This is a genomic window from Vogesella indigofera (assembly GCF_003633895.1).
Taxonomy (GTDB): domain Bacteria; phylum Pseudomonadota; class Gammaproteobacteria; order Burkholderiales; family Chromobacteriaceae; genus Vogesella; species Vogesella indigofera.
Genome location: NZ_RBID01000005.1, coordinates 1 through 24,241, shown reverse-complemented (window position 1 = coordinate 24,241; position 24,241 = coordinate 1). Strand labels below are relative to the sequence as shown.

General features: G+C 65.4%; 22 protein-coding genes and 1 other RNA gene. 8 read left to right on the top strand and 15 right to left on the bottom strand.

The window, feature by feature from the left end:
- Positions 1-4: 4 nt before the first annotated feature.
- The 3 genes from fdhF to C8E02_RS01945 all read right to left on the bottom strand — a co-directional run bounded on the left by fdhF (position 5) and on the right by C8E02_RS01945 (position 4,952).
- The gene (gene fdhF, locus C8E02_RS01955; RefSeq protein WP_120809447.1) at positions 5-2,662 is read right to left on the bottom strand and encodes a formate dehydrogenase subunit alpha; all 2,658 of its coding nucleotides are present in this window, start codon (positions 2,660-2,662) and stop codon (positions 5-7) included.
- The gene (locus C8E02_RS01950; protein WP_120809446.1) at positions 2,650-4,083 is read right to left on the bottom strand and encodes a complex I 51 kDa subunit family protein; all 1,434 of its coding nucleotides are present in this window, start codon (positions 4,081-4,083) and stop codon (positions 2,650-2,652) included. Before C8E02_RS01950 ends, fdhF begins: the two co-directional genes overlap by 13 nt.
- Positions 4,084-4,400: 317 nt before the next feature.
- Positions 4,401-4,952, bottom strand: a complete 552-nt coding sequence (locus C8E02_RS01945; RefSeq protein ID WP_120809445.1) for a thymidine kinase — start codon at positions 4,950-4,952, stop codon at positions 4,401-4,403.
- Between the two features lie 133 nt (positions 4,953-5,085).
- Here C8E02_RS01945 and C8E02_RS01940 point away from each other — a divergent pair, with 133 nt between their 5' ends.
- Complete coding sequence (locus C8E02_RS01940) at positions 5,086-5,511, top strand: acyl-CoA thioesterase (protein ID WP_047968397.1); 426 nt, start codon at positions 5,086-5,088, stop codon at positions 5,509-5,511.
- 166 nt (positions 5,512-5,677) lie between these two features.
- Here the strand turns inward: C8E02_RS01940 and C8E02_RS01935 are convergent, their stop codons facing one another.
- The 4 genes from C8E02_RS01935 to C8E02_RS01920 are packed head-to-tail and all read right to left on the bottom strand — an operon-like array spanning position 5,678 to position 9,995.
- Positions 5,678-6,973: an MgtC/SapB family protein gene (locus tag C8E02_RS01935; RefSeq protein ID WP_120809444.1), complete on the bottom strand. Its 1,296-nt coding sequence runs from the start codon at positions 6,971-6,973 to the stop codon at positions 5,678-5,680.
- Positions 6,974-6,997: 24 nt separating this feature from the next.
- Positions 6,998-8,851, bottom strand: coding sequence for a 1-deoxy-D-xylulose-5-phosphate synthase (dxs, locus tag C8E02_RS01930; protein ID WP_120809443.1), 1,854 nt, complete (start codon positions 8,849-8,851; stop codon positions 6,998-7,000).
- Positions 8,852-8,875: 24 nt separating this feature from the next.
- Positions 8,876-9,772 (bottom strand): polyprenyl synthetase family protein, encoded by an 897-nt coding sequence (locus tag C8E02_RS01925; protein WP_120809442.1) that lies wholly within the window; start codon positions 9,770-9,772, stop codon positions 8,876-8,878.
- A complete protein-coding gene (locus C8E02_RS01920; RefSeq protein WP_047968401.1) occupies positions 9,762-9,995 on the bottom strand; it encodes an exodeoxyribonuclease VII small subunit in 234 nt (77 codons plus the stop codon). The genes C8E02_RS01925 and C8E02_RS01920 overlap by 11 nt, the downstream gene beginning before the upstream one ends.
- Before the next feature lie 203 nt (positions 9,996-10,198).
- On the opposite strand from C8E02_RS01920, the gene C8E02_RS01915 reads away from it, so the two are divergent.
- The gene (locus C8E02_RS01915) at positions 10,199-11,029 is read left to right on the top strand and encodes an SDR family oxidoreductase (RefSeq protein WP_120809441.1); all 831 of its coding nucleotides are present in this window, start codon (positions 10,199-10,201) and stop codon (positions 11,027-11,029) included.
- Positions 11,030-11,108: 79 nt separating this feature from the next.
- Here the strand turns inward: C8E02_RS01915 and C8E02_RS01910 are convergent, their stop codons facing one another.
- Positions 11,109-12,635 (bottom strand): hypothetical protein, encoded by a 1,527-nt coding sequence (locus C8E02_RS01910; RefSeq protein ID WP_047968403.1) that lies wholly within the window; start codon positions 12,633-12,635, stop codon positions 11,109-11,111.
- Between the two features lie 137 nt (positions 12,636-12,772).
- Here C8E02_RS01910 and C8E02_RS01905 point away from each other — a divergent pair, with 137 nt between their 5' ends.
- Positions 12,773-14,926, top strand: a complete 2,154-nt coding sequence (locus C8E02_RS01905) for a patatin-like phospholipase family protein (protein ID WP_170152078.1) — start codon at positions 12,773-12,775, stop codon at positions 14,924-14,926.
- 10 nt (positions 14,927-14,936) lie between these two features.
- Here C8E02_RS01905 and C8E02_RS01900 read toward each other — a convergent pair whose 3' ends face one another.
- The 4 genes from C8E02_RS01900 to C8E02_RS01885 form a co-directional block, all read right to left on the bottom strand.
- Positions 14,937-15,827: a tyrosine-type recombinase/integrase gene (locus tag C8E02_RS01900; protein WP_120809439.1), complete on the bottom strand. Its 891-nt coding sequence runs from the start codon at positions 15,825-15,827 to the stop codon at positions 14,937-14,939.
- A gap of 2 nt (positions 15,828-15,829) precedes the next feature.
- Positions 15,830-16,669: an AAA family ATPase gene (locus tag C8E02_RS01895; RefSeq protein ID WP_120809438.1), complete on the bottom strand. Its 840-nt coding sequence runs from the start codon at positions 16,667-16,669 to the stop codon at positions 15,830-15,832.
- Positions 16,670-16,784: 115 nt separating this feature from the next.
- Positions 16,785-17,201, bottom strand: a complete 417-nt coding sequence (locus C8E02_RS01890; protein ID WP_047968407.1) for a hypothetical protein — start codon at positions 17,199-17,201, stop codon at positions 16,785-16,787.
- A complete protein-coding gene (locus C8E02_RS01885) occupies positions 17,198-17,644 on the bottom strand; it encodes an acyl-CoA thioesterase (protein WP_120809437.1) in 447 nt (148 codons plus the stop codon). Before C8E02_RS01885 ends, C8E02_RS01890 begins: the two co-directional genes overlap by 4 nt.
- A 127-nt stretch (positions 17,645-17,771) precedes the next feature.
- Between C8E02_RS01885 and C8E02_RS01880 the strand changes: the two genes are divergently transcribed.
- Positions 17,772-18,221 carry a universal stress protein gene (locus C8E02_RS01880; protein WP_120809436.1) on the top strand — a complete coding sequence of 150 codons (450 nt, stop codon included), beginning with the start codon at positions 17,772-17,774 and terminating at the stop codon, positions 18,219-18,221.
- Between the two features lie 101 nt (positions 18,222-18,322).
- Here the strand turns inward: C8E02_RS01880 and C8E02_RS01875 are convergent, their stop codons facing one another.
- The 3 genes from C8E02_RS01875 to C8E02_RS01865 all read right to left on the bottom strand — a co-directional run bounded on the left by C8E02_RS01875 (position 18,323) and on the right by C8E02_RS01865 (position 19,738).
- A complete protein-coding gene (locus C8E02_RS01875; RefSeq protein WP_047968489.1) occupies positions 18,323-18,649 on the bottom strand; it encodes a helix-turn-helix domain-containing protein in 327 nt (108 codons plus the stop codon).
- A gap of 205 nt (positions 18,650-18,854) precedes the next feature.
- Positions 18,855-18,953: signal recognition particle sRNA small type (ffs, locus tag C8E02_RS01870), an RNA gene on the bottom strand.
- Between the two features lie 110 nt (positions 18,954-19,063).
- A complete protein-coding gene (locus tag C8E02_RS01865; RefSeq protein ID WP_120809435.1) occupies positions 19,064-19,738 on the bottom strand; it encodes a hypothetical protein in 675 nt (224 codons plus the stop codon).
- 276 nt (positions 19,739-20,014) lie between these two features.
- Between C8E02_RS01865 and C8E02_RS01860 the strand changes: the two genes are divergently transcribed.
- The 4 genes from C8E02_RS01860 (at position 20,015) to hflX (ending at position 23,618) form a co-directional block, all read left to right on the top strand.
- Positions 20,015-20,437 carry a LexA family protein gene (locus C8E02_RS01860; protein ID WP_120809434.1) on the top strand — a complete coding sequence of 141 codons (423 nt, stop codon included), beginning with the start codon at positions 20,015-20,017 and terminating at the stop codon, positions 20,435-20,437.
- Positions 20,434-21,696 (top strand): Y-family DNA polymerase, encoded by a 1,263-nt coding sequence (locus C8E02_RS01855; protein WP_120809433.1) that lies wholly within the window; start codon positions 20,434-20,436, stop codon positions 21,694-21,696. Before C8E02_RS01860 ends, C8E02_RS01855 begins: the two co-directional genes overlap by 4 nt.
- A gap of 139 nt (positions 21,697-21,835) precedes the next feature.
- Positions 21,836-22,063, top strand: coding sequence for a hypothetical protein (locus C8E02_RS01850; RefSeq protein ID WP_147424409.1), 228 nt, complete (start codon positions 21,836-21,838; stop codon positions 22,061-22,063).
- 166 nt (positions 22,064-22,229) lie between these two features.
- Entirely contained in the window at positions 22,230-23,618 is a 1,389-nt protein-coding gene (gene hflX / locus C8E02_RS01845; RefSeq protein WP_120809431.1) for a GTPase HflX, read from the top strand.
- Positions 23,619-24,241: the final 623 nt, after the last annotated feature.

The window sequence follows — 24,241 nt, the reverse complement described above, 5'->3', positions numbered from 1 at the left end:
TGATTCAGTCTGCCAGCTTTTCCACCCGCACCGCGGTCAGCTTGTATTCCGGGGAGTGCACCAGCCGGTCGCGCACGGCGGAGGTCAGCCGGTTTACGAGCAGGTCCGGGCGGTGAAAGCTGGCAAACAGCTGTCCCGGCTGTTGTGCGTCGCTGATGTTCAGCGGCAGCACCGCGCTGCCGTAGCGGCTGTGGATGCGTACATGCTCGCCCTGCTGTAGGTCCAGCCTCGTGGCGTCCGCCGGCGCCATGTCCAGTGTGTCCGATGGCCGCAGCAGCGCATTGCGGCCGCGATAGCTCATGGTGCCGGCGTTGAAGTGGGCCAGCACCCGGCCGGTGACCAGCAGCAGCGGATAGTCGTCGTCCGGTTGCTCGCTGCTGGGCAGGAACGGGATGCACGCCAGCGTGGCGGTCTGGCTGGTGGCAAAGCGCTCGCCGTGCAGCACCGGCGTACCGGGGTGCTGTTCGTTCGGGCAGGGCCAGTGCAGGCTTTCCTGCGCCAGCCGCGCGTAGCTCAGGCCGGCCCCGGCCGGCCACAGCGCGCGGATCTCGTTCCAGACGGCTTGCGGGCCGGCAAAGTCGAAGCCGTCCGGCTGGCCCATGGCGGCGGCCAGGCGGCAGATGATCTGCCAGTCGGGCAGCGCGTCGCCGGGTGGCGGCACCACCTGGCGGATGTGCTGCACGCGGCGGTCGGCATTCATGAAGGTGCCGTCCTTTTCCAGGAAGGAGGCCGCCGGCAGGAACACGTGGCCGAAGCGGCGAGCGGTCTCGTTGAGGAACAGGTCCTGCACGATGACCAGCTCCAGCTGCGCCAGCGCGGTGGCGGTGGCGGCCTCGTTGGCCAGCGTCAGGTAGATGTCGTAGCCCATCGCCCACAGCGCCTTGAGCCGGCCGTCGCGGGCCGCGTCCATCATCTGCAGCAGGTCCAGCCCGCGGCTTTGGGGTAGCGGCGTGCCCCAGTGCGCGGCGAAGCGCTCGCCGGCGTCGGCAAACGACTGTGCGCCGGTCAGGGTGGCAGGGTCGCAGCCCATGTGCGCGGCGCCCTGTACGTTGTTCTGTCCGCGCAAGGGGTTGATGCCGCTGCCGGGTTTGCCCAGATTACCGCTGAGCAGGGTCAGGTTGATCAGGCACATCACGCCTTCGGTGCCCTGCAGGTGCTCGGTGACGCCCAGGCCGTGCAGGCACATCGCCGGACCTTGCGTGGCATATAGCCGTGCCGCTGCGCGGATGTCGGCGGCGGCCACACCGCAGCCGGCGGCGACCCATTCCGGGCGGTAGTCGCGCAAAAAATCGGCCAGTTCGGCGTAGCCGCTCACCCGCGCGGCGATGAAGTCGCGGTCCAGCAGCTCTTCCTCGATCAGCGTGGCGGCCATCGCGTTGAGCAACGGCACGTTATGGCCGGGGCGCACCGCCAGGTGGAGGTCGGCCATCGCGGCTAGCTCGGTGCGGCGGGGGTCGATCACCACCAGCCGGGCGCCGCGGCGCACCGCCTGCTTGATGCGGGCGCCGATCACCGGGTGGTTCTCGGTGGGGTTGCAGCCGCACAGCAGCAGGGTGCGCGCCTGCTCGATGTCGTCGAAGTGGTTGGTGGCCGCGCCGGTGCCGAGCATGGTTTTCAGCGCCTTGGCGCTGGGCGTGTGGCAGACGCGGGCGCAGCAGTCGACGTTGTTGCTGCCGATGACCACGCGGGCAAATTTCTGCGCCAGGTAGTTCTCCTCGTTGCTGGCGCGCGCCGAGCCCAGCACGCCGATGGCGTCCGGCCCATGTTGGCCGCGGATGGCCAGCAGGCGGTTGGCGACAAAGCCCAGCGCCTCGTCCCAGCTCACCGGCTGCCACTCGCCGTGCTGCTTGATCATCGGCTGCGTGACGCGGTCGGCGGCGTGGTTGAACTCGAAGCCGTAGCGGCCCTTCAGGCACAGGTGGCCACGGTTCACCGGATGTTGCGCCGGGCGCACCGCCACCACGCGGCCATCGGCGCTGCCGGCGTCCATCTGGCAGCCTACACCGCAGTAGCCGCAGGTGGTGCGCGTCCATTGCTGCACGGCCGTTGCCGGCTTGTCGAACAGCGCGCCGCTGGGGCAGCTGTCGACACAGGCGCCGCAGCTGACGCAGCCATCGGCCAGCATGCTGTTGCCGTGCGCGGTGGCGATGCGGGTGTGCTCGCCGCGCCCCCATTCCGCCCACACGAACTGGCCCTGTACCTCGTCGCAGATGCGCACGCAGCGCTGGCAGTGGATGCAGCGATCCATGTCGACGCCGATGTAGGGATGGCTGTCGTCGTGAAAGCCGTTGCCGGCCACGTTGCCGCCGGGCTGAATGTGGTACTGGCGCAGCAGCGCGTGAAAGGGCAGCTCCGGCTGCGCTGCCATCGCGCCGGCCGGGTAGCGCTCGGCCAGCAGTTGCAGGTTGCTGCGGCGCAGCGCTTCCAGTGCCGGGGTATGGCTGCGCACCACCATGCCGTCCTCGGCACGGGTGGCGCAGGCGGGCTGTGGCAGCGGCTGGCCGTCGATGGAAACCAGGCACAGGCGGCAGCCGCCGCTGGGTGCCAGCCGCGCGTCGTGACACAGCTGCGGCACCGGGCTACCGGCGGCGGCCAGCGCGTCCAGCAGCAGCGTGCCGGCCGGCACGTCGCAGGATAAGCCATTGAGTATCAGGCGAGGCATGCGCGCAGCTCCTCCGGATAGTGGCGTTGCAGGGCTTGGGCGAACTCGGCCAGGCCGCGGCCGTGGCCGCACAGGCTGGCCTGTGCCAGATTGTCCAGCAGCGCCTGGCAGCGGGCGCCGTCGATGGCCTGGCCGCCGGCCGCGGCGGCAAACTGCCGCGCCAGCTCGGCGGCGCCGTAGTGGCAGGGCGTGCACTTGCCGCAGGACTCGCGCGCGCCAAAGCGGAACACCTCGGCCATGATCGCCAGCAGCGGAGTGTCGTCGGCAAAGGCGATCACCCCGCCGTGGCCCACGGCACAGCCGATGGCGCGCAGCGCCTCGTAATCCAGCGGCGTGTCCAGCAGCGCCGGTGGCACCAGGCCAGCCAGCGGGCCGCCTATCATCAGCCCGCGCAGTTGGCCGTGACGCAGCCCCTGTCCCAGCTCGTGCACGATGGCCGTCAGCGGCAGGCCGAATGGCACTTCGTACAGGCCGGGGCGGTTGAAGCTGGCGTTCAACGACAGCAGCTTGCTGCCACGGCTGCGGCCAACCCCCAGTGTGGCGTAGGCCGCCGCGCCGTGGCGGATGATCCACGGTACCGCGCACAGGGTTTCCACGTTGTGCAGCAGCGTGGGCTGGCCGTGCAGCCCGTGCGCGGTGATTTGTGGCGGGCGCAGCCGCACCTCCGGGCGTTTGCCTTCCAGCGCATTGAGCAGCGCGGTTTCCTCGCCGCACAGGTAGCTGCCGTCGCCGATGTGCAGCGTCAGCTCGAAATCCGTCCCCAGCCAGTCGGCGTCGCGTGCCTGTTGCAGCGCGACCTGCAGCACGCGGGCGGCATGCGGGTATTCCTTGCGCAGGTAGATGACGCCATGGCGGGCGCCAATCGCCTGTGCCGCGATCAGGCAAGCCTCGATCAGGCAGTACGGGTCATCTTCTAGCAGGTAACGGTCGGAAAAGCTGCCGGGGTCGCCCTCGTCGGCGTTCACCACCAGGTATTTGCGGCTGCCGCTGGCCGCCGCCGCGGCGCGCCATTTGCGACCGGCCGGAAAGCCCGCACCGCCGCGACCACGCAGGCCGCTGTCGTCCAGTGTCTGCAGCAGCGCTGGTGGGCTCATGCGGCGCGCCTGCTGCAGCGCCACGCCGCCACCGCGTGCCAGATAGGCGCCGAAGTCGTGGATGCCACCGGCCTGCACGTTGTCCAGCAACACGCTGTGCGGCAGCAGGCTGGCGATGTGCGGGCGCACGGGTGGCGCCCCCGGTGGCTGGTGGCACTGGCCGTGGCAGTACAGCCCGCGGTCCAGTCGCTGCGCCGCGCGCCACGCCGCCGGTGCCTGCGCGCGCGCGGCAAAACAGGCCAGCCCCTGACACGGCAGCGCGGCCGGGTCCTCGCCGTGCAGGTGATAGAAACTGTCGACCGCATCCTGACTACCGGCTGGCAACATGAGGCGCTCCTTGTGACGGGGAACGGGTTGGCAGTTCTTTATAGTGCCAAGGCCGGTGTCACAGAAAGGCGAGACTGCGGCGCCGGCAGGAAAAGCCGGATGGCGACGGCATCGGCGCGCGGTGATGGTTCGGGTGGGAGGCCGGGCTTGCGGGGCCGGGCTTGCGGGGCCGGACAAGGTTGGCCGCAAGCGAGGCGGTGCGCCCCGCGATCAGTGCCAGTGCCGGCCGGCCACCCGTGTGGCCGCGGACCGGTCTCGGTCAATAAAAACGTCAGCGCTGTGCGCTGGCGGGCGTGGCGGGGTGATAGGGCAGGCGCTCAGGCGTAGAAGCACCTGGCGCACACCGCGTGGTAGCGGGCCTCGTCGCCGATCTCCACCTGCGGCCCTTCCTTGATGCGCTGGCCGTTGCCGTCGCGGCGGATGTGCATGGTGGCCTTGCGGCCGCAGTGGCAGATGGTCTTGATCTCCTCGATGTCTTCCGCCAGCGCCAGCAGCCAGGCGGCGCCGGGAAAGGGCTCGCCGCGAAAATCGCTGCGCAGGCCGAAGCAGATCACCGGCACGTGGCGGGTATGCGCCAGCCGGTGCAGCTGTTGTACCTGCTGTGGCGTCAGGAACTGCGCCTCGTCGATCAGCACGCAGGCGATGCCGGCGTAGTCCGCGGGCAGAAAATCGAAATGGTCGTCGTAGGTCAGCGCGTCGCGCTGGATGTTGAGGCGTGAAGTGATCTTGCCGACACCGAAGCGGTCGTCGATGGCGGCGGTGTACAGCCGCACCGTCTTGGCCATCGATTCGTAGTTGTTGGCGATCTGCAGCAGTTGCGTGCTTTTGCCGCTGTTCATTGCGGCGTAGCGGAAGAAGAGTTTGGCCATGATGAGCGGGAGGCGGGTAAGCCGGCCATTCTAGCGCATGCGGAACACTGTGTTACACGGCAGCGTACTGACGTTAACGTCAGTGGCGCGTTATGATTGCATGCTGCAATGCAACCAGACACCGGAGCCCACGATGGAAAAAATCCTGCCACTGCTCGACACCCGCCGCATCAGCATGCGCTGGGGCGATATGGACGCGGTCGGTCACCTCAATAACACCTGCTACTTCCGCTACATGGAGCAGATCCGCGTCGAGTGGCTGGACGACATCGGCTACCCGATCGACCCGCAGGGCATCGGCCCGGTGTTGGGCAGCACCAGTTGTGTCTACAAGCGCGAGATGACCTATCCGGCGACGGTGCTGATCAGCATCGAGGTGGAAAAGGTTGGCCGCAGCAGCCTGAAGCTGCGCCACCATTTCAGGGTCGAGGGCGACCCCGAGACCGTGTACGCGGTGGGCGAGGCGACGCTGGTGTGGGTCGATTACCAGGCCGGCAAGACGGTATCGATTCCGGAGCCGATCCGCGAGCGGCTGCGGGCCGTCGGCGCCGACGCCTGAGAACCTGTTCAATGTCTGCTGCGGCTGTTCTCAATTGGGGCGTACCGCGTTGAAAACGGCTTCGTAATGCTCATTGACCCCATGTCAACGCCGCTTCCTCAGCCGTTTTCGCCTTGTCTCGCTCTAGCTCGCGAGACTTTGAACAGGTTCTGAGCGGCGGGGCGGCTCAGCCGGCAATCAGGTTGAGCCACAGCCCGATGGCCAGCCCCAGCAGCATCACCACGAAGGTCGGCAGGCAGCGCAGCGCCAGCAGGCGGCCGCCGAGGCTGGAGATCAGCCCGAACTTGAACAGGGTGTTGCTGGTGATGGCGATGCTGATCGCCAGCAGCGTCGGCATCAGCGCCAGCTGCTGCTTGCCCAGCATTTCCAGCGCGGTCAGGGTGATGGCGTCGACGTCGTTGAGGCCGGAGATCAGCGCGATCACGTACACGCCGCGCTGGCCGAACAGGTCGTTCAGCCATGCGCTGCATACCAGTACGATGGCGAACACCAGCGCGAAGCTGAGCGCCAGTTTCAGCTCCGCCGGGTTGCTCAGCTGCAGCGCCGGCGTCTCGCGCTGGCCATTGGCGGCATGGCGCGGGCGCAGCATCACCGTCAACAGGCCGAGCAGCAGCGGCGGGGCCATCAGCAGTACGGCGCCTTCCAGCGCCGCCGGCGCCACCGCCATGGTGATCAGCGCCAGCCGCACGAACAGCACCAGGTTGGCGAGCAGGATCACCCGTGCCGACAGCGCCACCGAGGCCGGATTGTCGCGCGCGGCGCGGGCATAGACCAAGCTGGTGGCGGTGGTGGAGACCAGGCCGCCGAGGATGCCCAGCACCGGGGTGCCGACGCGCTCACCGAGCATGCGCACCGCGAAGTAGCCGGCGAGGCCGACGCCGACGATCAGCACCACCATCAGCCAGACCCGGTACGGGTTGAAGGCGGCGTAGGGGCCGAAACCCTGATTCGGCAGCACCGGCAGCACGATGAAGGTGAGGGCGGCGAACTGCAGCAGCGCCAGCAGGTCGCGGCGATCCAGCCGCTGGCTGATGCCGCTCAGCTCCGGTTTCAGGTACATCAGGGCGGTGACGATGATGGCGACGGCGACGGCGAGTTCTTCCAGCCCGTTGGCGGAGAGCAGGCCCAAGCCGTAGGCCACGACCAGCGCCACCACGGTGGTGGTGCGCGGCTCGTTTTCCTCCGCCTCGCGGCCCAGCGGCAGGAAGCCGAGGCTGGCGATCACCAGCAGGCCCAGCGCCGGCAGCAGCCAGTTCGGGCTGCCGTGCTGTGACAGCACCGCTAGCAGGCAGCCGAACACCGCGGTCATCGGGAAGGTGCGGATGCCGGCCAGCGTGCGCTTCTTGCGTTCGCGCTCCACCCCCATCAGCAGGCCGATGCCGAGGCTGGTGACGATGGCTGGCAGCGCGGCATACGGCGAATCGGCCAGTGACAGCCAGCTGCCCAGATCCCAGTTGCTCATGCGCGCGCCCTCCTGCGATGCGGGTTAGCGCCCCAGACGGGCGGCGATGCTGGCTTCGATGCCGGCGGCGTCGAGGCCGCAGCCGGCCAGCAGCATGGCGGGGTCGCCGTGCTCGACGTAGTCGTCGGGCAGGCCCAGATGCAGCAGCGGCACCTGCACGTTGGCCGCAGCCAGTACTTCGCCACAGGCACTGCCGGCACCACCCATGATCGCGTTTTCCTCCACGGTGACGATCAGCTCGTGGCTGGCGGCCAGCTGTTTCACCAGCTCCGCGTCCAGTGGCTTGACGAAGCGCATGTCGGCGACGGTGGCGTCGAACGCCTCGGCCGCCTGCAGCGCCGGCGTCACCATGCTGCCGAAGGCAAGGATGGCCACCTTGCCCTGACCCTGGCGGCGGATGTGGCCCTTGCCGATCGGCAGCGCCGACATCTCGTGCACGATGGCGGCGCCGGGGCCGGTGCCGCGCGGGTAGCGCACCGCGCTCGGGCCGTCCAGCGTGAACGCGGTGTACAGCATCTGGCGGCACTCGTTCTCGTCGGAGGGCGCCATCACCGTCATGTTGGGGATGCAGCGCAGGAAGGACAGGTCGAAGGAGCCGGCGTGGGTCGGGCCGTCGGCGCCGACCAGACCGGCGCGGTCGATGGCGAACACCACCGGCAGGTTTTGCAGTGCCACGTCGTGGATCAGCTGGTCGTAGGCGCGCTGCAGGAAGGTGGAGTAGATCGCCACCACCGGCTTCAGACCGTCACAGGCGAGGCCGGCGGCAAAGGTCACCGCGTGCTGCTCGGCAATGGCAACGTCGAAGTAGCGCTGCGGATATTCCTGCTCGAACCGTACCAGGCCGGAGCCTTCGCGCATCGCCGGGGTGATGCCGACCAGGCGCGAATCGAGCTTGGCCATGTCGCAGATCCAGTCGCCGAACACCTGGGTGTACTGCGGCTTGCCGCCGCTCTTGCTGCCGACCAGGCCGTTGGCCGGGTCGAACTTGGTCACGCCGTGGTATTTCACCGGGTCGTTCTCGGCCAGCTTGTAGCCCTGGCCCTTCTTGGTGACGATGTGCAGGAACTGCGGGCCTTTCAGGCTCTTGATGTTGTGGAGGGTGTCGGTCAGCACGTCGACATCGTGGCCGTCGATCGGGCCGATGTAGTTGAAGCCGAACTCCTCGAACAGCGTGCCGGGGGTGAAAAAGCCCTTCACGTGTTCTTCCACCTTGCTGGCGATGTCGCGCAGCGGCGGGGCGATGCCGCCCAGCACCTTGTTGGAGCCCTGGCGCACGGCGGCATAGAAGCGGCCGGACATGATCTTGGCCAGGTAGTTGTTGAGCGCGCCGACATTGGGCGAGATCGACATGTCGTTGTCGTTGAGGATCACCAGCAGGTTGGTGTCCATCGCGCCGGCGTTGTTCAGCGCCTCGAACGCCTGGCCGGCGGTCATCGAACCGTCGCCGATGATGGCGACGCAGTGGCGCTCGATGCCCTGTAGCTGTGCCGCGACCGCCATGCCCAGCGCGGCGCCGATCGAGGTCGAGGAGTGGCCAACACCGAAGGTGTCGTACTCGGATTCGTCACGCTTGGGAAAGCCGGCAAGGCCGCCTTGCTGGCGCATGCTGCCCATGCGCTCGCGGCGGCCGGTGAGGATCTTGTGCGGATAGGTCTGGTGGCCGACGTCCCACACCAGACGGTCGTCCGGGGTGTTGAACACGTAGTGCAGTGCGACGGTCAGCTCCACGCTGCCGAGGTTGGAGGCGAAGTGGCCGCCGGTCTTGCTCACCGATTCGACGATGAATTCGCGCAGCTCGCGCGCAAGCTGCGGCAGGTCGCTGCGTTTCAGCTGGCGCAGGTCCGCCGGGCTGTGGATGGTGTCGAGCAGTGTGGTCATATTGTTGTTGTGTTGTGTTGTCGTTCAGAACGAGCGGGCGACGATGTAGTCGGCCAGCTGTTTCAGACGCGCCGCCTTGTCACCAAACGGTGCCAGCGCGGCCAGCGCGTCGTTGTAGAGTTCGCGGGCAAATTGCTTGGCTTCCTGCAGGCCCATCAGGCTGACGTAGGTCGGCTTGTCGTTGGCCTCGTCCTTGCCGGCGGTCTTGCCGAGGGTGGCGGTGTCGGCTTCGACATCCAGCACGTCGTCGACCACCTGGAAGGCCAGCCCCATGCGCTTGGCGAAATGATCGAGGCTGTCGGTCTGCTCGGCGCTCAAAGGTTGGCCGCACATGGCGCCCAGCAGCACCGCGGCGCGGATCAGGGCGCCGGTTTTCATGCAGTGCATGAACTCCAGCTCGGTCTGGTTCAGGCTGCGGCCAACGCTGGCGAGGTCGATGGCCTGGCCGCCAGCCATGCCGGCGTGGCCGGAGGCGGTGGCGAGGGTGCTCACCATGGCCAGTTGCTGCTGCGGGGCGACATCGGACATCGGCCGGCTGAGCAGTTCAAAGGCCAGCGTCTGCAAGGCGTCGCCGACCAAGAGCGCGGTGGCCTCGTCGTAGGCGACGTGACAGGTCGGCTTGCCGCGGCGCAGCACATCGTCGTCCATGCACGGCATGTCGTCGTGTACCAGCGAGTAGGCGTGGATCATTTCCACGGCACAGGCGACGCGGGCAAGGTTGGCCGCATCGGCGGCAACCAGCTCGCCGGCGGCAAACGCCAGCAGCGGGCGCACGCGCTTGCCGCCCTGCAGCGTGCTGTAACGCATCGCCTGGTGCAGCTGCTGCGGAGCGCGCTGTTCGTCCGGCAGGGCCGCTTCCAGTGCGTTTTCGACGTATTGCTGGGTGGCGGTCATCCAGCCGACAAGGTTTTCATTGCTCATGGCTGATGTCCAGTGGCTTGAGTTCGCCGTTTTCCAGCACCCGTAGTTGTTGTTCGGCATCGGCCAGCTTGGCCTGGCAGAACTTCATCAGTTCGATGCCCTGCTTGTAGGAGGCGAGTGCCGCATCCAGCGGCATGTCGCCGCTTTCCATTGCCTGGATGATGTCTTCCAGTTGTGCCAGCGAGCTTTCGAAGCTTGCCGGCGCCTTGGCGGATTTGGCCATTACCTTATTCCTCATGCATTGTTCGGTTTACCGGTCGCCATTGTAGGTGTTTTCTGCGTCCGCACAAAGTGGCGCCTGTGTTTGCCCGCGCCGCCGCCGTGGCGGTCGCGTGCAGCCGCGGCGGCAATCGCCCTTTTGCGTTTGACCCCCGGCGGGCGGCTGTTTATCGTGGCGGCCTCAACGATTGACGAAAGGGTGGCAGCGTGGCGGCCAAAAGCATCTTGATTACCGGCTGTTCGTCCGGCATTGGTCTGGTGGTGGCGCAAGGCTTGGCCGCAAAGGGCTGGCGCGTGTTTGCCAGCGCACGCAAGGCGGAAGACGTCAGCCGCCTGCAGCAGCTTGGGCTGGAAGCGTTGCCGCTGGACGTGGACGACAGCGCCAGCATCCATACCGCGGTGGCCGAGGTGCTGCGCCGCACCGGTGGCACGCTGGACGCACTGTTCAACAACGCCGGTTACGGCCAGCCCGGCGCCGCCGAGGATGTGCCGCGCCACGCGATGCGGGCGCAGTTCGAGACCAACCTGTTTGGCGCCTGGGAGCTGCTGAATGCGGTATTGCCGGTGATGCGGCGCCAGGGGCATGGTCGCGTGCTGTTCAACAGCTCGGTGCTGGGTTTTGCCGCGATGAAGTATCGCGGTGCCTATAACGCCAGCAAATACGCGATGGAAGGGCTGTGCGACACCCTGCGGCTGGAGCTGGCCGGTAGCGGCATCCATGTCAGCCTGATCGAGCCGGGTCCGATCGAGAGCCGCTTTCGCCCCAATGCTCTGGCCAAGTTTCTGGCCAATATCGACATCGCGCACAGCGCGCACCGTGTCTCGTACGAAAAGCAGCTGTTGCGGCTGAAGAAGGAGGGCCACGCCGCGCCGTTCACCTTGCCGGCAACGGCGGTGCTGGCCAAGGTGGAGCGGGCCTTGCTGGCCGCGCGGCCGGCGGCGCGCTACCGGGTCACCTTTCCGACGCACCTGTTCTGGTGGCTGAAGCGGCTGCTGCCGACGCGCTGGCTGGACGCGGTGCTGGGGCGGGCGGCGTGAACGGGTTTGCCGTCAGGCGGGCATGAAAAAGGCGGTCACCAGGGGTGACCGCCTTTTTTGTTGCCGGGTGCAGCCCTGTTTAATCGCTGAGCCGTTCTAGAGTCTCGAATTCAACCTGGTGACAGTCCTCGAACTGGCTGATCACGCTGCTGATGCGGATCTGGTAGGACTTGCCGTTGGCGAGGAAATTGAGCAGCTTGCCCGGTTTGGCAAAGGACTTGGGCACGATGAAGACGCGCTTGCCTTTCTGGGCATTGGTCTGCGTGATGTACAGGCCGTTGTGGTTGGAAATGGCTTCCCGCTCGTTTTCGCTGAGGATCACCGGCAGTGGCAGGCTGCCGAGCAGCTCGACGCCGATGCGGGTGCCGCCTTCCGGCAGGCGCTGCACGCGGCGGATGATGCCCAGCTGGTTGGGGCGGTCTTTTTGCGATACCCAGATGCTGCGGCCGATGATCAGGCTTTCCACCGCGCGGCCAATGTAGATCAGCCCCATGCCGACTTCGCTGGTGTCGTTGACCCGCCATTCCGGCACCAGGTTGTCGTCGCCCAGCGGCAGGGTGCGGTTGACTTTCAGGTGGTGGGCGATGCGCTCAAAACCGACTTCCACCCGCGCCTGGCCGGTCGACGACAGTCGTTCGTGACGGCGCATCGACTTGCCGCCGTCCTGTGACCAGCGCGTCGACAGCTTCTGCAGCATGTCGCGCCACAGCTCCAGACTCATTTCCGGCAGCGCGCGGGCAAAGGCTTCCGGGATGCCCTGGTCAAAATCGAGGATCAGGTCGGCAAGCCGGTTGACGACGTGGTCGCCGGACCAGTAGCGGCAACCCTTGCCCAGCACGCCGCGGCGCAGCAGTTGCGGCGCGGCGGGCATGTCGAGGTTGATCACGTACTGGAATTCGCTTTGCGTGGCCTGCAGTTCTAGCTGCACGCCTTCCACCAGTCGCTCCAGCAGCAGGTGGATGGCCTCGATTTCCTGTGGCAGCAGGTTGTCGGTCTGCGCCAGGTGCAGCATCGCCGCCTGGATCAGCAGCTCTTCCGGGGAAATGCTGCTGTTCAGCCGGTCGTACAGCGCAATGCGCTTGGTGTGGAACTGTTCCTGCTCGGCAAACTGGTACAGGTGATAGGCTTGCTGCCAGGTGTTGCCCTCGGCCGAGATGTAGCGCAGCGCGCTCCATTTCACCAGACTCAGCTGGTGGTGCAGCGCGCGGGCGGTGGCCAGCTCGATATTGCTGTCGACGACAAAATTCTTGGCGCTGTGCATCTGGCGCAGGCACAGCTGGTAGCCGTTGGACAATTCGGTCCAGTAGGACAGGATGCTGGGCAGGAACGATTTTGAACGCGGCGAACCGCGCAGGAATTCACTGCACAGCTTGCTGTGCATGCCCACGGACTGGCTGTCGACGTAGAGCAGGGTGCTGATGCGGTCCTTCAGGGTGACCGTGGCATCCTTGTTGATCTTGCTGACCGCCTTGATGACCTCGATCAGCGTCGTGTAATACTCGTCACCCGGCAGGTTTTTCACCAGCAGGGTGGCGGAGACGGTGCTGTCGCTGGGTTTGTGCTTACCGACCAGGGACCCCAGAATGGTTTTGATGTTGTCGATCATTACGTGGAGACGGACTCGGCGAGGTTGAAGGCCAGGGTAACGTGATTATCCCGCTATATTATCGTATCTCGGACCAATAACCGAAAGTGTCATTGCTGCCTATGCTTTTTTCCGGATTTTGGCGCCTGGCCGCCGTCTTGCTGCTGTTGCCGCTGCTGGCGCACGCCAGCGCCACTCCGCCGCGGCTGGGGGTGGTGCTTGGCGGTGGCGGCGCGCGCGGTTTTGCCCACTTGGGCGTATTGCAGGAGCTGGAGCGCTTGCGGGTACCGGTGGCCTGCATTGCGGGCACCAGTGCCGGCGCCCTGATCGGTGGCGCCTACGCCAGCGGCCGTGCGCTGGACGAGATGGCCGGGCTGTTTCGCCACGCCGACTGGGATGTGCTGCTGTCGGGCAAGCCGGCGCGGCAGGACGTGCCCTACCTGCGCAAGCAGGGCGATCTGGTCAACTATTTTGATCTGTCCTTTGGTGTGCGCGACGGCGAGCTGCGCATTCCGCGCGGCGCGATCAATTCGCAGGCCATCGACCTGTTCATCCGCGAGCTGACCCGCGCTCGCGACGAGCCCAGCTTCGACCGCTTGTCGATCCCGTTTCGCGCGGTGGCCACCGACCTGGAAAGCGGCGATGCGGTGGTGTTTGACCGTGGCGACCTGAGCCTGGCGATGCGCGCCAGCATGGCGGTGCCGGGGCTGTTCGATGTGGTGGAGCATGACGGCCGGCTGCTGGTGGACGGCGGCCTGGCGCGGCAGCTGCCGGTGGAAGAGCTGCTCGGCGGCTGTGCCGACGTGTTGCTGGTGATCGATGTCGGCACCCCGCCGCTGAAGGCGGAGCAGCTGCGCAGCTTCATCAATGTGCTGGACCAGACCAGCTACCTGATGGTGGCGCGCAACAGCAAGGAGCAGCTGGCGAAGATACGGCCGCAGGACTTGCTGTTGCGGCCAACCCTGGACGGCTTTTCTCCTGCGGATTTTGCGCGCAATGCCGACATCGTCGAAGCCGGCCGGCGCGCGGCGCAGGGCATCGCCGCGCAACTGGCACCGTTCGCGTTGCCGCCTGAGCACTATGCCGCCTGGCAGGCGACGCAGCGGGCGCCGCAGTCGGCGCGCATCGACCGTGTCGAGGTGGCCGGCAATTTCGACTTTGTCGATCCGCAGGCACTGCAGCAGCGGCTGTCGGCCGCCACCACCGCGCTGCCGCTGGAAACCTTTCACCGTCGCCTGACCGAGGTGTTTGCCGATGGCGACCTGGAGCGGCTGTCCTACCGCGCCGCGTTCGAGCAGGGGCAGAATGTGGCGCGGGTGACGGCGGAGGAGCGCTTTGTCGGCCCCAATTACCTGCGTGCCGGCCTGAGTCTGAGCAGCGCCACCAATGGCCGTGCCAGTTTTGCCCTGCTGGGTGAGCACAAGCGCAGCTGGCTGAATGCGGCCGGCGGTATGTGGCTCAACGAATTGCGGCTGGGCGAGGAGCCGATGCTGCGCAGCGAGTGGTACCAGCCGCTGGCGACCGACAGCCAGCTGTTCGCCAGCCTGTCGGCGCGCTACGAGGACCGGCTGTATTCGCTGTACTCGCCCGGTCATCGGCGCGAGGCGGATTTCATCTTCGGCACCACGCAGGCCAATGCCGATCTGGGCTGGGATTTCCGCCAGTTCGGCGAATTGCGGCTCGGTGTGTACCAGAGCCGTACCGCGCTGCGGCTGAAGACCGGGGCGGCGGTCTACGACGATGCGCGCGAGCGGGAGAGTGCGCGCGGGGTGCGGATGCTGTTCAACTACGACCAGCTGGACAATCCACGTTGGCCGCGACAGGGCATGGCGGCCCAGTTCTCGCTGTCGGCACCGTACACCATGGCGCTCGATGAGCGCTATCACAGCATCGGCATCCGCCTCGACGCGGCGCAGCTGCTGCCGCGGGATGTCACGCTGCGCACCACCGCGCGGTTTGACGGCTCCTTTGGCCGCGGCGACGGCATGGTCTACGCGCTGGGCGGCTTCAACAACCTGTCCGGCTATCAGCCGGGCGAGCTGCTGGCCAGTCGTACCGCCTTGCTGCGCAGCATGCTGTACTGGCGTGCTGCCGGCTTGCCGTCGGCGCTCGGCTCCGGGCTGTATGCCGGGGTGTCGTTCGAGGCCGGCAAGGCGTGGCGCACGGTATGGGATCAGCGCAATAGCAGCTGGTTGCCGGGCATGACGTTGTTCCTGGGTGCCGACACCGTGCTGGGGCCGTGGTCGGTCGGCGTCGGCAATGCCAAGGGCGGGCAGTGGACCGGCTATTTCAGCCTTGGCGCGCAGTACTGAGCACAGTGCGTTACGAGTTGTCCGGTGTCTTCTTGGCGCGCGGGTGGGCGCCATCGTAGACCTTGGCCAGATGCTGGAAGTCGAGGCTGGTGTAGATCTGGGTGGTGGCCAGGTTGGCGTGGCCCAGCATTTCCTGCACCGCGCGCAGGTCGCCGGACGACTGCAGGATGTGGCTGGCAAACGAGTGGCGCAGCATGTGCGGATGCACGTGCTGCTCGCAGTCGCTTTGTTGCCGCCATTTTTCCAGTCGCCGTGCCAGCTGCCGCGACGACAGTCGCGTCCCCTGTTCCGACACGAACAGCGCGTCATCCTGGGTGCTGCCGCGTACTTCCAGCCAGCGGCGCAGGGCGTCGGCGGCACTGCGCCCAACCGGCAGCAGCCGTTCGCGCTTGCCCTTGCCGCTGACCTTGACCAGCTGTTGTGACAAGTCGAGGTCGGCGACATTGAGCGAGGTGGTTTCGCTCAGGCGCAGGCCGGAGGAGTACATCAACTCGAACATGGCGTGATCGCGCCATTGCAACCGTCCCTCGCTGGGCTGGTCCAGTAGCTGCATGGTGGCGTCGACGCTGAGTGCCTTGGGCAGACGTTGCGGTGCCCGCGGCGGACGCAGGCCGGCGCAAGGGTTGGCCGCAATGTGCTCCTGCCGGATCATCCAGTGGAACAGGTTGCGCCAGCTGGACAGGATGCGCGCCAGCGAGCGCGGCGACAGCCCCTGGTGGCGCAACTGCGCCAGTGCCCGCTGTACGGCGAGGGTGTTGACCTGTTCCGGCTGCTCCAGCCGGGTCAGCCTGGCGAGATAGGTGATATCGCGCGCGTAGGCCTCGCGCGTGTGCTCGCTCCTTGCGGCCAACTGCAGTTGCTGGTCGAACTGCTGCAGCGTTGCGGTCCAAGCGGCGTTCATGGTCAGTTGCGGCGCGCGCGGGTGGCGTTGAGGATGCGCTCCAGCAGCGACATGTCCTGCTCGTTTTTCAGCAGGGCGCCGGCAAACGGTGGCACGCCGCCGTTGTGGATCGCGCTGTCCGGCGTGCCGTCGGCCTGCAGCAGGCGCAGCCAGTCCAGCAGTTCCGAGGTCGACGGTTTCTTCTTGATGCCGGGCAGCTCGCGGATGGCGAAGAAGCTTTCCAGCGCATTGCGCAGCAGGCTGTCACGCAGGGTCGGGAAGTGGGCGTTGACGATGCGCTGCAGGGTGTCCTGGTCCGGAAAACGGATGTAGTGGAAGAAGCAGCGGCGCAGGAAGGCGTCGGGCAGCTCTTTCTCGTTGTTGGAGGTGATGACGATGATGGGACGCTGGTGAGCCTTGATCTGCTCCTGCGTCTCGTGCACGAAGAACTCCATCTGGTCCAGTTCGCGCAGCAGATCGTTGGGGAATTCGATGTCGGCCTTGTCGATTTCGTCGATCAGCAGCACCGGTGCCTCGCTGGCCTCGAACGCCTGCCACAGCTTGCCTTTGACGATGTAGTTGCTGATGTGGTGCACGCGCTCGTTGCCGAGCTGCGAGTCGCGCAGGCGCGAGACGGCATCGTACTCGTACAGGCCGTGCTGCGCCTTGGTGGTGGATTTGACCGGCCACACGATCAGCTGCTTGCCCAGCGCTTTGGCCAGTTGCTCGGCGAGCATGGTCTTGCCGGTGCCGGGTTCGCCCTTGATCAGCAGCGGGCGTTCCAGGGTAATGGCAGCGTTGACCGCGGTCATCAGGTCGGGGGTGGCAATGTACTGCTCGCTGCCGGTGAATTTCTGCTTCATTTGATGGGCTCGTGTTGGATGGTGGTTGCCGAACGAAAGCGGCCACTCAGGGTGGCCGTTGCGGTGCAGCAGTGCCTGCGCTGATTATGGTTCAGCTACAGGACGCGCCAGGGTGTTACTGGCGGATGAATTCGTTTTCCAGGTCTTCCAGCGACAGCTGCCAGTGTTGCATCATGTGACGCAGCAGCAGCATTTCCGGGTCGCTGATCGCGCTGTCGGCCTTGCAGATGTCCAGCGCGATGGCGCAGCACAGTAGGCGCTTGCTGCGGTCGGTAATCACGTCCAGCACCTCGTTGACGCGCTGCGGCGACAGCAGGTGGATGGTGCCATCGTTTTCGGCTTCGTCGGAGACATCATCGCAGTACTTTGCCAGCACCTCGATGAAGCGCTTGCGCGACAGGCCGATGATTTCATAGACGTTCAGGCTTTCCATGGATTCGATCTCGCGCGCTTCCATTTCGCCATCGGTAATCATGAACATGGCAAGGATGCGGGCAAGCGCTTCCGGACTGTTCGTGGGGTAGTTCTTCATGTCGCGACTCCTTCTTGTTTCAGTCTGAATTGCGCGGCAAAGGCGGCTGGTACAGCGGTTGCTTTCCGCTGCTGGTAGTCAAAGAAGACAATGCCGGTCTTGATATGCAGTATTGCGGCATTGTCGCTCAAGCGTCGGGCTTGGTAAATGAAATCGCAGCCGCAGCGGCTAAAGTCGGTGATGCCGAGGCTGAAGACCAGCGTGTCACCATGAAAGGCCTCGTTGCGGTAGATCACCGCGGCGTCGCTCATGATGATGCCGGCACCGTAAACATCCATCTCGGTGCAGTCAAGACTTTGCAGGAAGCGCAGCCGGACCTCGTGGGCGAAGCGCAGTGCGGCATCGTTGCCCAGATGGCCGCCATAGTTGATATCGCTAATGCGGATGTCGAGCCGACAGTCGAATACCGGGTTGTCGATCTCCGGCAAGGTGAGGCGTGCCATGCGTTAACCTGTTGCGAGGGTTTTTGTCATACTGCGCCCGCTGTTAATCTTTATCAATACTTTCCTCGGCGCCGGTAATCTAGTATGAATACAGCAATTCAATCGTGTGTCGAGACGGGAGGTCACCATGTATCAGCGTATTTTTGTGCCGGTTGATGATAGCGAAACATCGGCATTGGCCTTGGCTGAAGCGTGCAAGCTGGCCAAAGAAGTTGGTGCCGCGGTGAAGATGGTGCACGTGGTGGATTTGGCGCAGTTTGGCTGGGGTGGTGCCGAGTTTCTGGATGCTGCAGAATTGCAGGGTTCGATTCGCGAGGCGGGTGAGCAGGTGTTGTCGCAGGCACGAACGCGCGCCGAGGCGCTGGGTGTGGTGCCGGAGACCGCCATCATCGAAAGCTGGGGCGATCGCATTGCCAGTGTCATCATGGACGACGCCAGCAAGTGGGGGGCGGATCTGCTGGTGATGGGTACCCACGGTATTGGCGGGCTGATGCACCTGCTGCTGGGGAGTGTCGCCGAAGGGGTGCTGAAGATCGCCGATGTGCCGGTGCTGCTGGTGCGGCATACCGGCGATTGACACCGGTATGCCGCCGGTATTGACGACCTTGTCGTGCTTCAGACAGCGAAAAACGCCCCGGAGACCCGGGGCGTTTTTTGATGGTTGCTTCAGCCGCTTGTTCAGGCTTCGGCAACGGTGCCTTCTGCTTCGCCTTGGGTATCAAGGCGGGCGCGAACCGCTTTACGCAGGCTCTTGTACAGGTCCGGGTGGGTTTCCTTGAGATATTCAACGATCTCGAAGTCTTCACGACGGACTTTCGCCAGGTCGATCTGCTCGACATGCACCAGACGGAGCAATTCACGTACCGGCTTTGGCATGTTGCGACCGCTTTCATAGCGCGAACCACCGGACTGGGTAACGCCGATACGGCTCCAGAATTCCTGTTGGTTCAAGCCAAGCTTGCGGCGGATTTCGCGCGGATTGGGGATTTTATCAAACAATTTCATGGCGTTCCTCGCATATGAGTTCTGTTAATCATGGACGGGGTAGTGTCCGCGTGACTTTTGCAAAAAATAAAACATATGGCCGAGTCTTTGCCCAGCCTTATTTGACTTGCATCGGTATGATAGCAGGATTGCGAGAAAAAGGACAGTGTAATTTATGCGAAACGCCCGTTGCCGATAGTGAGCTATCGGCAACGGGGTAAATTGGGGTGGCGAGCCCGACCCCCGGCACTTGCGCTAAACGGCTGTGGCTGCTTCCTTCCGGACCTGACCAGGTTGACCATCGCACAATGCGGGGAGACCCGCCATTGAGGAAAGACATTCTACAGATAAAGCCTCGCAATGACAAGGAGAGTTTGCCTGCGGCGCAAGTCTTGGCGCGGGTTTGCCGGCGGCTGTCATTGCAGGGTACCAGTGCTAGCTACCCACCAGCTTGTGGCCGGGCTGGCTGCTGAGGTGGCCAAGCACGATTACCCGTGCCAGCCCGAGGTTGGCCGCCTGCCAGGCGTCGGATTTGGCCAGTGGCGGCTGGCGGTGCAGGATCTCCAGCGCCAGCCGCAGGCAGCCCACCGCCTGCTGGCAATCCTGCTGCGCCTGTGCCGACAGCAGGTTCTTGCGCTGGCGGCTGCCCTGGCGGCGGTCGTGGCTGGCGGCGGGGGCCGGATTCGGCTTGTTGGCGTCACCCTGGCGGCGGTAGAGGCGGTACGGCAGCGGCCAGTCGTCCACCGCCATCATCTCACGCCCGGTCAGCTCGCCGATGACCTGCTCCAGCTCCTGCACCAGCGCCGCGGTCTCCTCGGTTACCGCCCGCGACAGGCTGCCGCCGAGCATGACCTTTTCGCGCAGCAGCAGGCTGCGGCGCAGCACGAAGGCGAGCTTGCCTTCCGCCAGCGCCCAGGCATCGGCCTCGTTGCCCTGGCTCGCGCGCTTGTGCAGCGCGTCCAGCCAGTGCGCCCACGCCAGATACTCGGCCCCCAGTTGCGGCCGGGCAAGGGCGATCGACGGCGGCGCGCCGGCACTCGGCGGCGTGACATGCGGCCACGGCGAACTGCTGCCAAAGCTGACGAACTGCTTGCGCCGAACCGGCTTCATGTCGGTCTCCGTTGCGGTCTGGATAGTTGATTTATAGGCGCTTTGGCGTGGTGTGCTGTCGCGGCTGTTTGCGATGGGCAGGGTGGTGCCCGGCAGAACGTGCTGTGCGAGACCTGTGCCGTGTGCAAGGTTGGCCGCAGTCGTGGAGGGGGTGGCTGCGTGATACCGGCGCAGCGGCGGGCTTGTCCGGGCAGGCGGGGAGACGCAGGGCAATGGCAGGCTTTGCAGTTTATTTGAAATCGTACATAATCAAAATATCGATTACGGAGAGCTCGCATGCAGCTTTATTTACCTGTCGCCACGCCGCTGCCTCAGAGCGTGCCGCTGTTTGGCGCCAGCGTGCCGGCCGGCTTCCCGTCGCCGGCCGACGACTACAGGGACAGCTCGCTGGATCTCAACCGTTACCTGATCCGTGATGCGGCGTCCTCGTTCATGGTGCGGGTGGCCGGCGATTCCATGGCCGATGCCGGCATCCATCACGGCGACCTGCTGGTGGTCGATCGCGGTCTGCCGCCGCAGCACGGCCACATCGTGCTGGCCGCCATCGACGGCGCGTTCACGGTCAAGCGTCTGCACCGCCGCGATAGCCGCGTGGCGCTGCTGGCGGAGAATGCCGCCTATGCGCCGCTGGAGCTGGGTGGCGAGCAGGAGCTGTGCATCTGGGGCGTGGTCACCGCCTGCGTCAAGCGCTTCACATGAGCACCTTTGCGCTGGTCGACGGCAACAGTTTCTACACCTCGTGCGAGCGGGTGTTCCGACCCGATCTGGCCGGCAAGCCCATCATCGTGCTCAGCAACAACGACGGCTGCGTCGTCGCGCGCTCGGCCGAGGCCAAGGCACTCGGCATTGATGCTTTTGTGCCGTACTACCAGATCGCGGCGCAGTGCCGCCGTCACGGCGTGGCGGTGTTTTCCAGCAATTACGCGCTGTATGGCGACATGTCGCAACGGATGATGCAGGTCGTGGCGCGCTGGGGCATGGCGCAGGAGATCTACTCCATCGACGAGAGCTTCATCACACTCGACGGCATCCCCGAATTGCGCGATCACGCGGCCCGCCTGCGCGCCGACGTGTTGCAGCGTGTCGGCATTCCCACCTGTGTCGGCATCGGCAGCAGCAAGACGCTGGCCAAGCTGGCCAACAGCGTGGCCAAGACCCATCCGCGCTGCAACGGCGTGTTCGCCTGGGACTGGCTTGCGCGCGACTGGCAGGAAAAACTGCTGGCAAGGTTGGCCGCAAACCGGGTCTGGGGCGTGGGCCGGCGCAGCGCGGACAAGCTCGCCCGTCTTGGCATCCACAGTGCGCTGGACTTGCGGCGGGCCGCGCCGCCGTTGATCCAGCGCCATTTCGGCGTCGTGCTGGAGCGCACCGTGGCCGAGCTCAACGGCGTGTCCTGTCTCGAACTAGACGACATCGCCGCGCCACGGCAGCAGCTGATCTCGTCGCGCTCGTTTGCGCGCATGGTGAGCGACAAGTGCACGCTGGCGGCGGCGATCACCCACCACGCCACCCGCGTTGGCGAGAAGCTGCGCCAGCAGCACAGTGTGGCGCAGCTGGTCGGCGTCAGCATCCGTGGCAACCCGTTTGGTGATGCGACAGCGCAACGCGGTTGGACGGTGGTGCCGTTGCCTGGCCCCACCGCCGACACGCTGGCGCTGGTCAAGGCGGCACTGGTCGGACTGGAGGCGATCTACCAGCCCGGCTACGGCTACAAGAAGGCTGGCGTGGTGCTGCTGGAAATCGGCGCCGCCCAGGCGCGGCAGCCGGACCTGTTTGCCGTCAGCACCGATCCGCGGCGCGCCGCCTTGCTGCAAACGCTGGATCAGGTAAACCGCCACTATGGCAGCGGCACGCTGAAACTGGCGTCGGAAGCGGTCAGCGCGGACTGGCGGATGCGGCAGGAGCAACGCTCGCCGCGCTGGACCACCTGCTGGGACGAGTTGCCGGTAGTGCGCTAGCACGGGTCGCGTCGCGGCATAACAGACATCACGCCACCGCGGCAGCCGGCTCGGTGGCGGCTTGCTAGAATCGACCGATGAACTATTTCAATCTCTTCGGGCTGCCATGCATGGCGCCTGTTCCGGCGGAGCGCCGGTCATGAACGGCTGGGGCGATGCGGTGCAGTACCGCCTGCTGACCACCGCGGCCGGCGAGCAGTTCTCCGTGCCGGAGTACATCCTGCGGGTAGAGGGCGCCGGGGCGGGTGGCTGGCAGCTGCGTTACGGCGAATGGACCGACTACGCCGATGTCGCCGGCGATGCGGCGGGTGCGCTGGCGCTGGCGATCGAGGAAATGGCCGCGCGCATCGAGTATCGCGGCAAGTAGCCCTCCGGCCGTGGCTGGCCGATGAGCCGGCGGCAGCGATGGGCGGACCTCTCTCCACACCACCCGGATTTGATGGCTGACGATGGCCGGTCACGCATTCGCGCAACGGATGGGGCCATTTGTGAGTACTATGCTCGGTTAGCCATCAAGTTGAAGCCATCTGCTCATGCAAACAGAAGTCAAAGAGAAGCCCCGCTACGCCCTGGTGGCATCGGTCCAGTTGCCGGATGTCAGTGATGTCGAGTTCGAGGCCTCACTCGCCGAACTGAGCGAACTGGCCAAGACGCTGGGTTTCCAGGTGGTGCAGACCTTTGTGCAAAAGCGCAGCAGCTTCGATCGCACCGCCTACCTGGGCGTGGGCAAGCTGGAAGAAGTCAGCACCTTCGTCAATCGCGGTGTCCGCAGCGACGATCTGGAAACCGGATCGCCAGCGCCGGACTCCGATGCTGTCGAGTTCGACGTGTTGCTGGTGGACCACGAAATCTCGCCGTCGCAGGCGCGCAATCTGGAGCTGGCCGTGGGGTGTCCGGTGATGGACCGCACCATGGTCATTCTGGAGATTTTCCATCGCAATGCCTGCTCGCGCGCGGCACGCGCGCAGGTGGAAATCGCCCGCCTCGGCTATATGGCTCCGCGCCTGCGCGAAGCGGCCAAACTGGCCGGTCCGCAAGGCCGGCAGCGTAGCGGCGTGGGCGGTCGTGGTGCAGGTGAATCGCATACCGAGCTGGACCGTCGCAAGGTGCGTGACCGTATCGCCGAGCTGCAGCGCGAAATCATCGCCATGGAGCTGGAGCGCAAGACCCAGCGCGCCCGGCGTCTGGAACGTCAGGGACTGGGGCTGGGCGGGGTGTCGCTGGTGGGCTATACCAATGCCGGCAAGTCCACGCTGATGCGGGCGCTGACCGGCAGCGAGGTGCTGGTGGCCAACAAGCTGTTCGCCACGCTGGATACCACGGTGCGTGCCCTCTACCCGGAAAGCGTGCCGCGCGTGCTGGTCAGCGATACGGTCGGCTTCATCAAGAACCTGCCTCACGGACTGGTGGCCTCGTTCAAGTCGACGCTGGAAGAAGCGCTGGATGCGGCGCTGTTGCTGCATGTGATTGATGCCAGCGATCCCGGTTTTCTGCGCCAGCTGGAAGTGACCGACGAAGTGCTGCACGAAATCGGCGCCGACGAAGTGCCGCGCATTCGCGTATTCAACAAGATCGACCATGTCGGTGATGAAGCCGCGCAGGCGGCCTGGACTGCTGAACTGCAGCAGCGCTATCCGGGCTGCGTGGTGATGAGTGCGCGTCGTCCGGAGGAAGTGGCCAGCCTGCACGCGGCCATCGTCTCCTTCTTCCAGCAGGATCTGGTGGAAGACGAGCTGCTGCTGCCGTGGTCGGCTCAACAGTTGCGCGGTGACATCTACAGCCACTGCCAGGTGCTGGAAGAGCGTACCGAGGAAGACGGTAGCTGGTTCCGCGTGCGTGGTGAGCCGGAAAAACTGCGCAGTCTGCGCGAGCAGCTCAGCCCGGGCGCGCAGGGCAGGGAAAAGGAATACTGGGAAGTCTGAGGCGCGATCACAGTACGGCCTGGGCCAGGCGGGTCTTGTCGCCCGAATCGGATTCAGCGTGCAAAGGCGCTTTCCTCTGGCGTGTAACGCCGTTGTCGCCGCTGAATCGCAGCCTGCAGGCCTTCACGATGCGCGCCAAAAACCTGAGCCTGCGCGGTCACAGTCATCGTCGCACGGGGTTTCAGGGGCATGGGAAAGGTCGTGACGGGCCTGCCGCGACGCCTTTTCAAACTGGCGTCGGGCCAAACGAGGCTTGGTCTTGATTGGTCAGCTGGAACTCGATGCGGAGCAATGAAGCGTGCGCCAGTTGCGGCATTTCACCATCTCCGCTTCGTGTAGGGAAGCAAAGTTAGTGAAAACTACTGTCCTTGCCAAGTAAGGCTTTTCTTCTTTTTGTGTGCTTGCCACGAAGCTGAAGAGGCGTAGAGTTCCTGCAAAAATCTGACTTTTCTTCAAAGTTGTTGAATAGATCCTGCGGAAGTTGCTACATCTTGATCTGCCCCCGCCAGCCATACCAGCGATAAGGAGAGAAGTCCTAGGTTTGCATGGTAGTGGTACTGCTTGATAGTTCGGTGGCCCGCTGCTGGCGGTAGCGTGCCGCAAACACTGCTGGCGGTATCCGG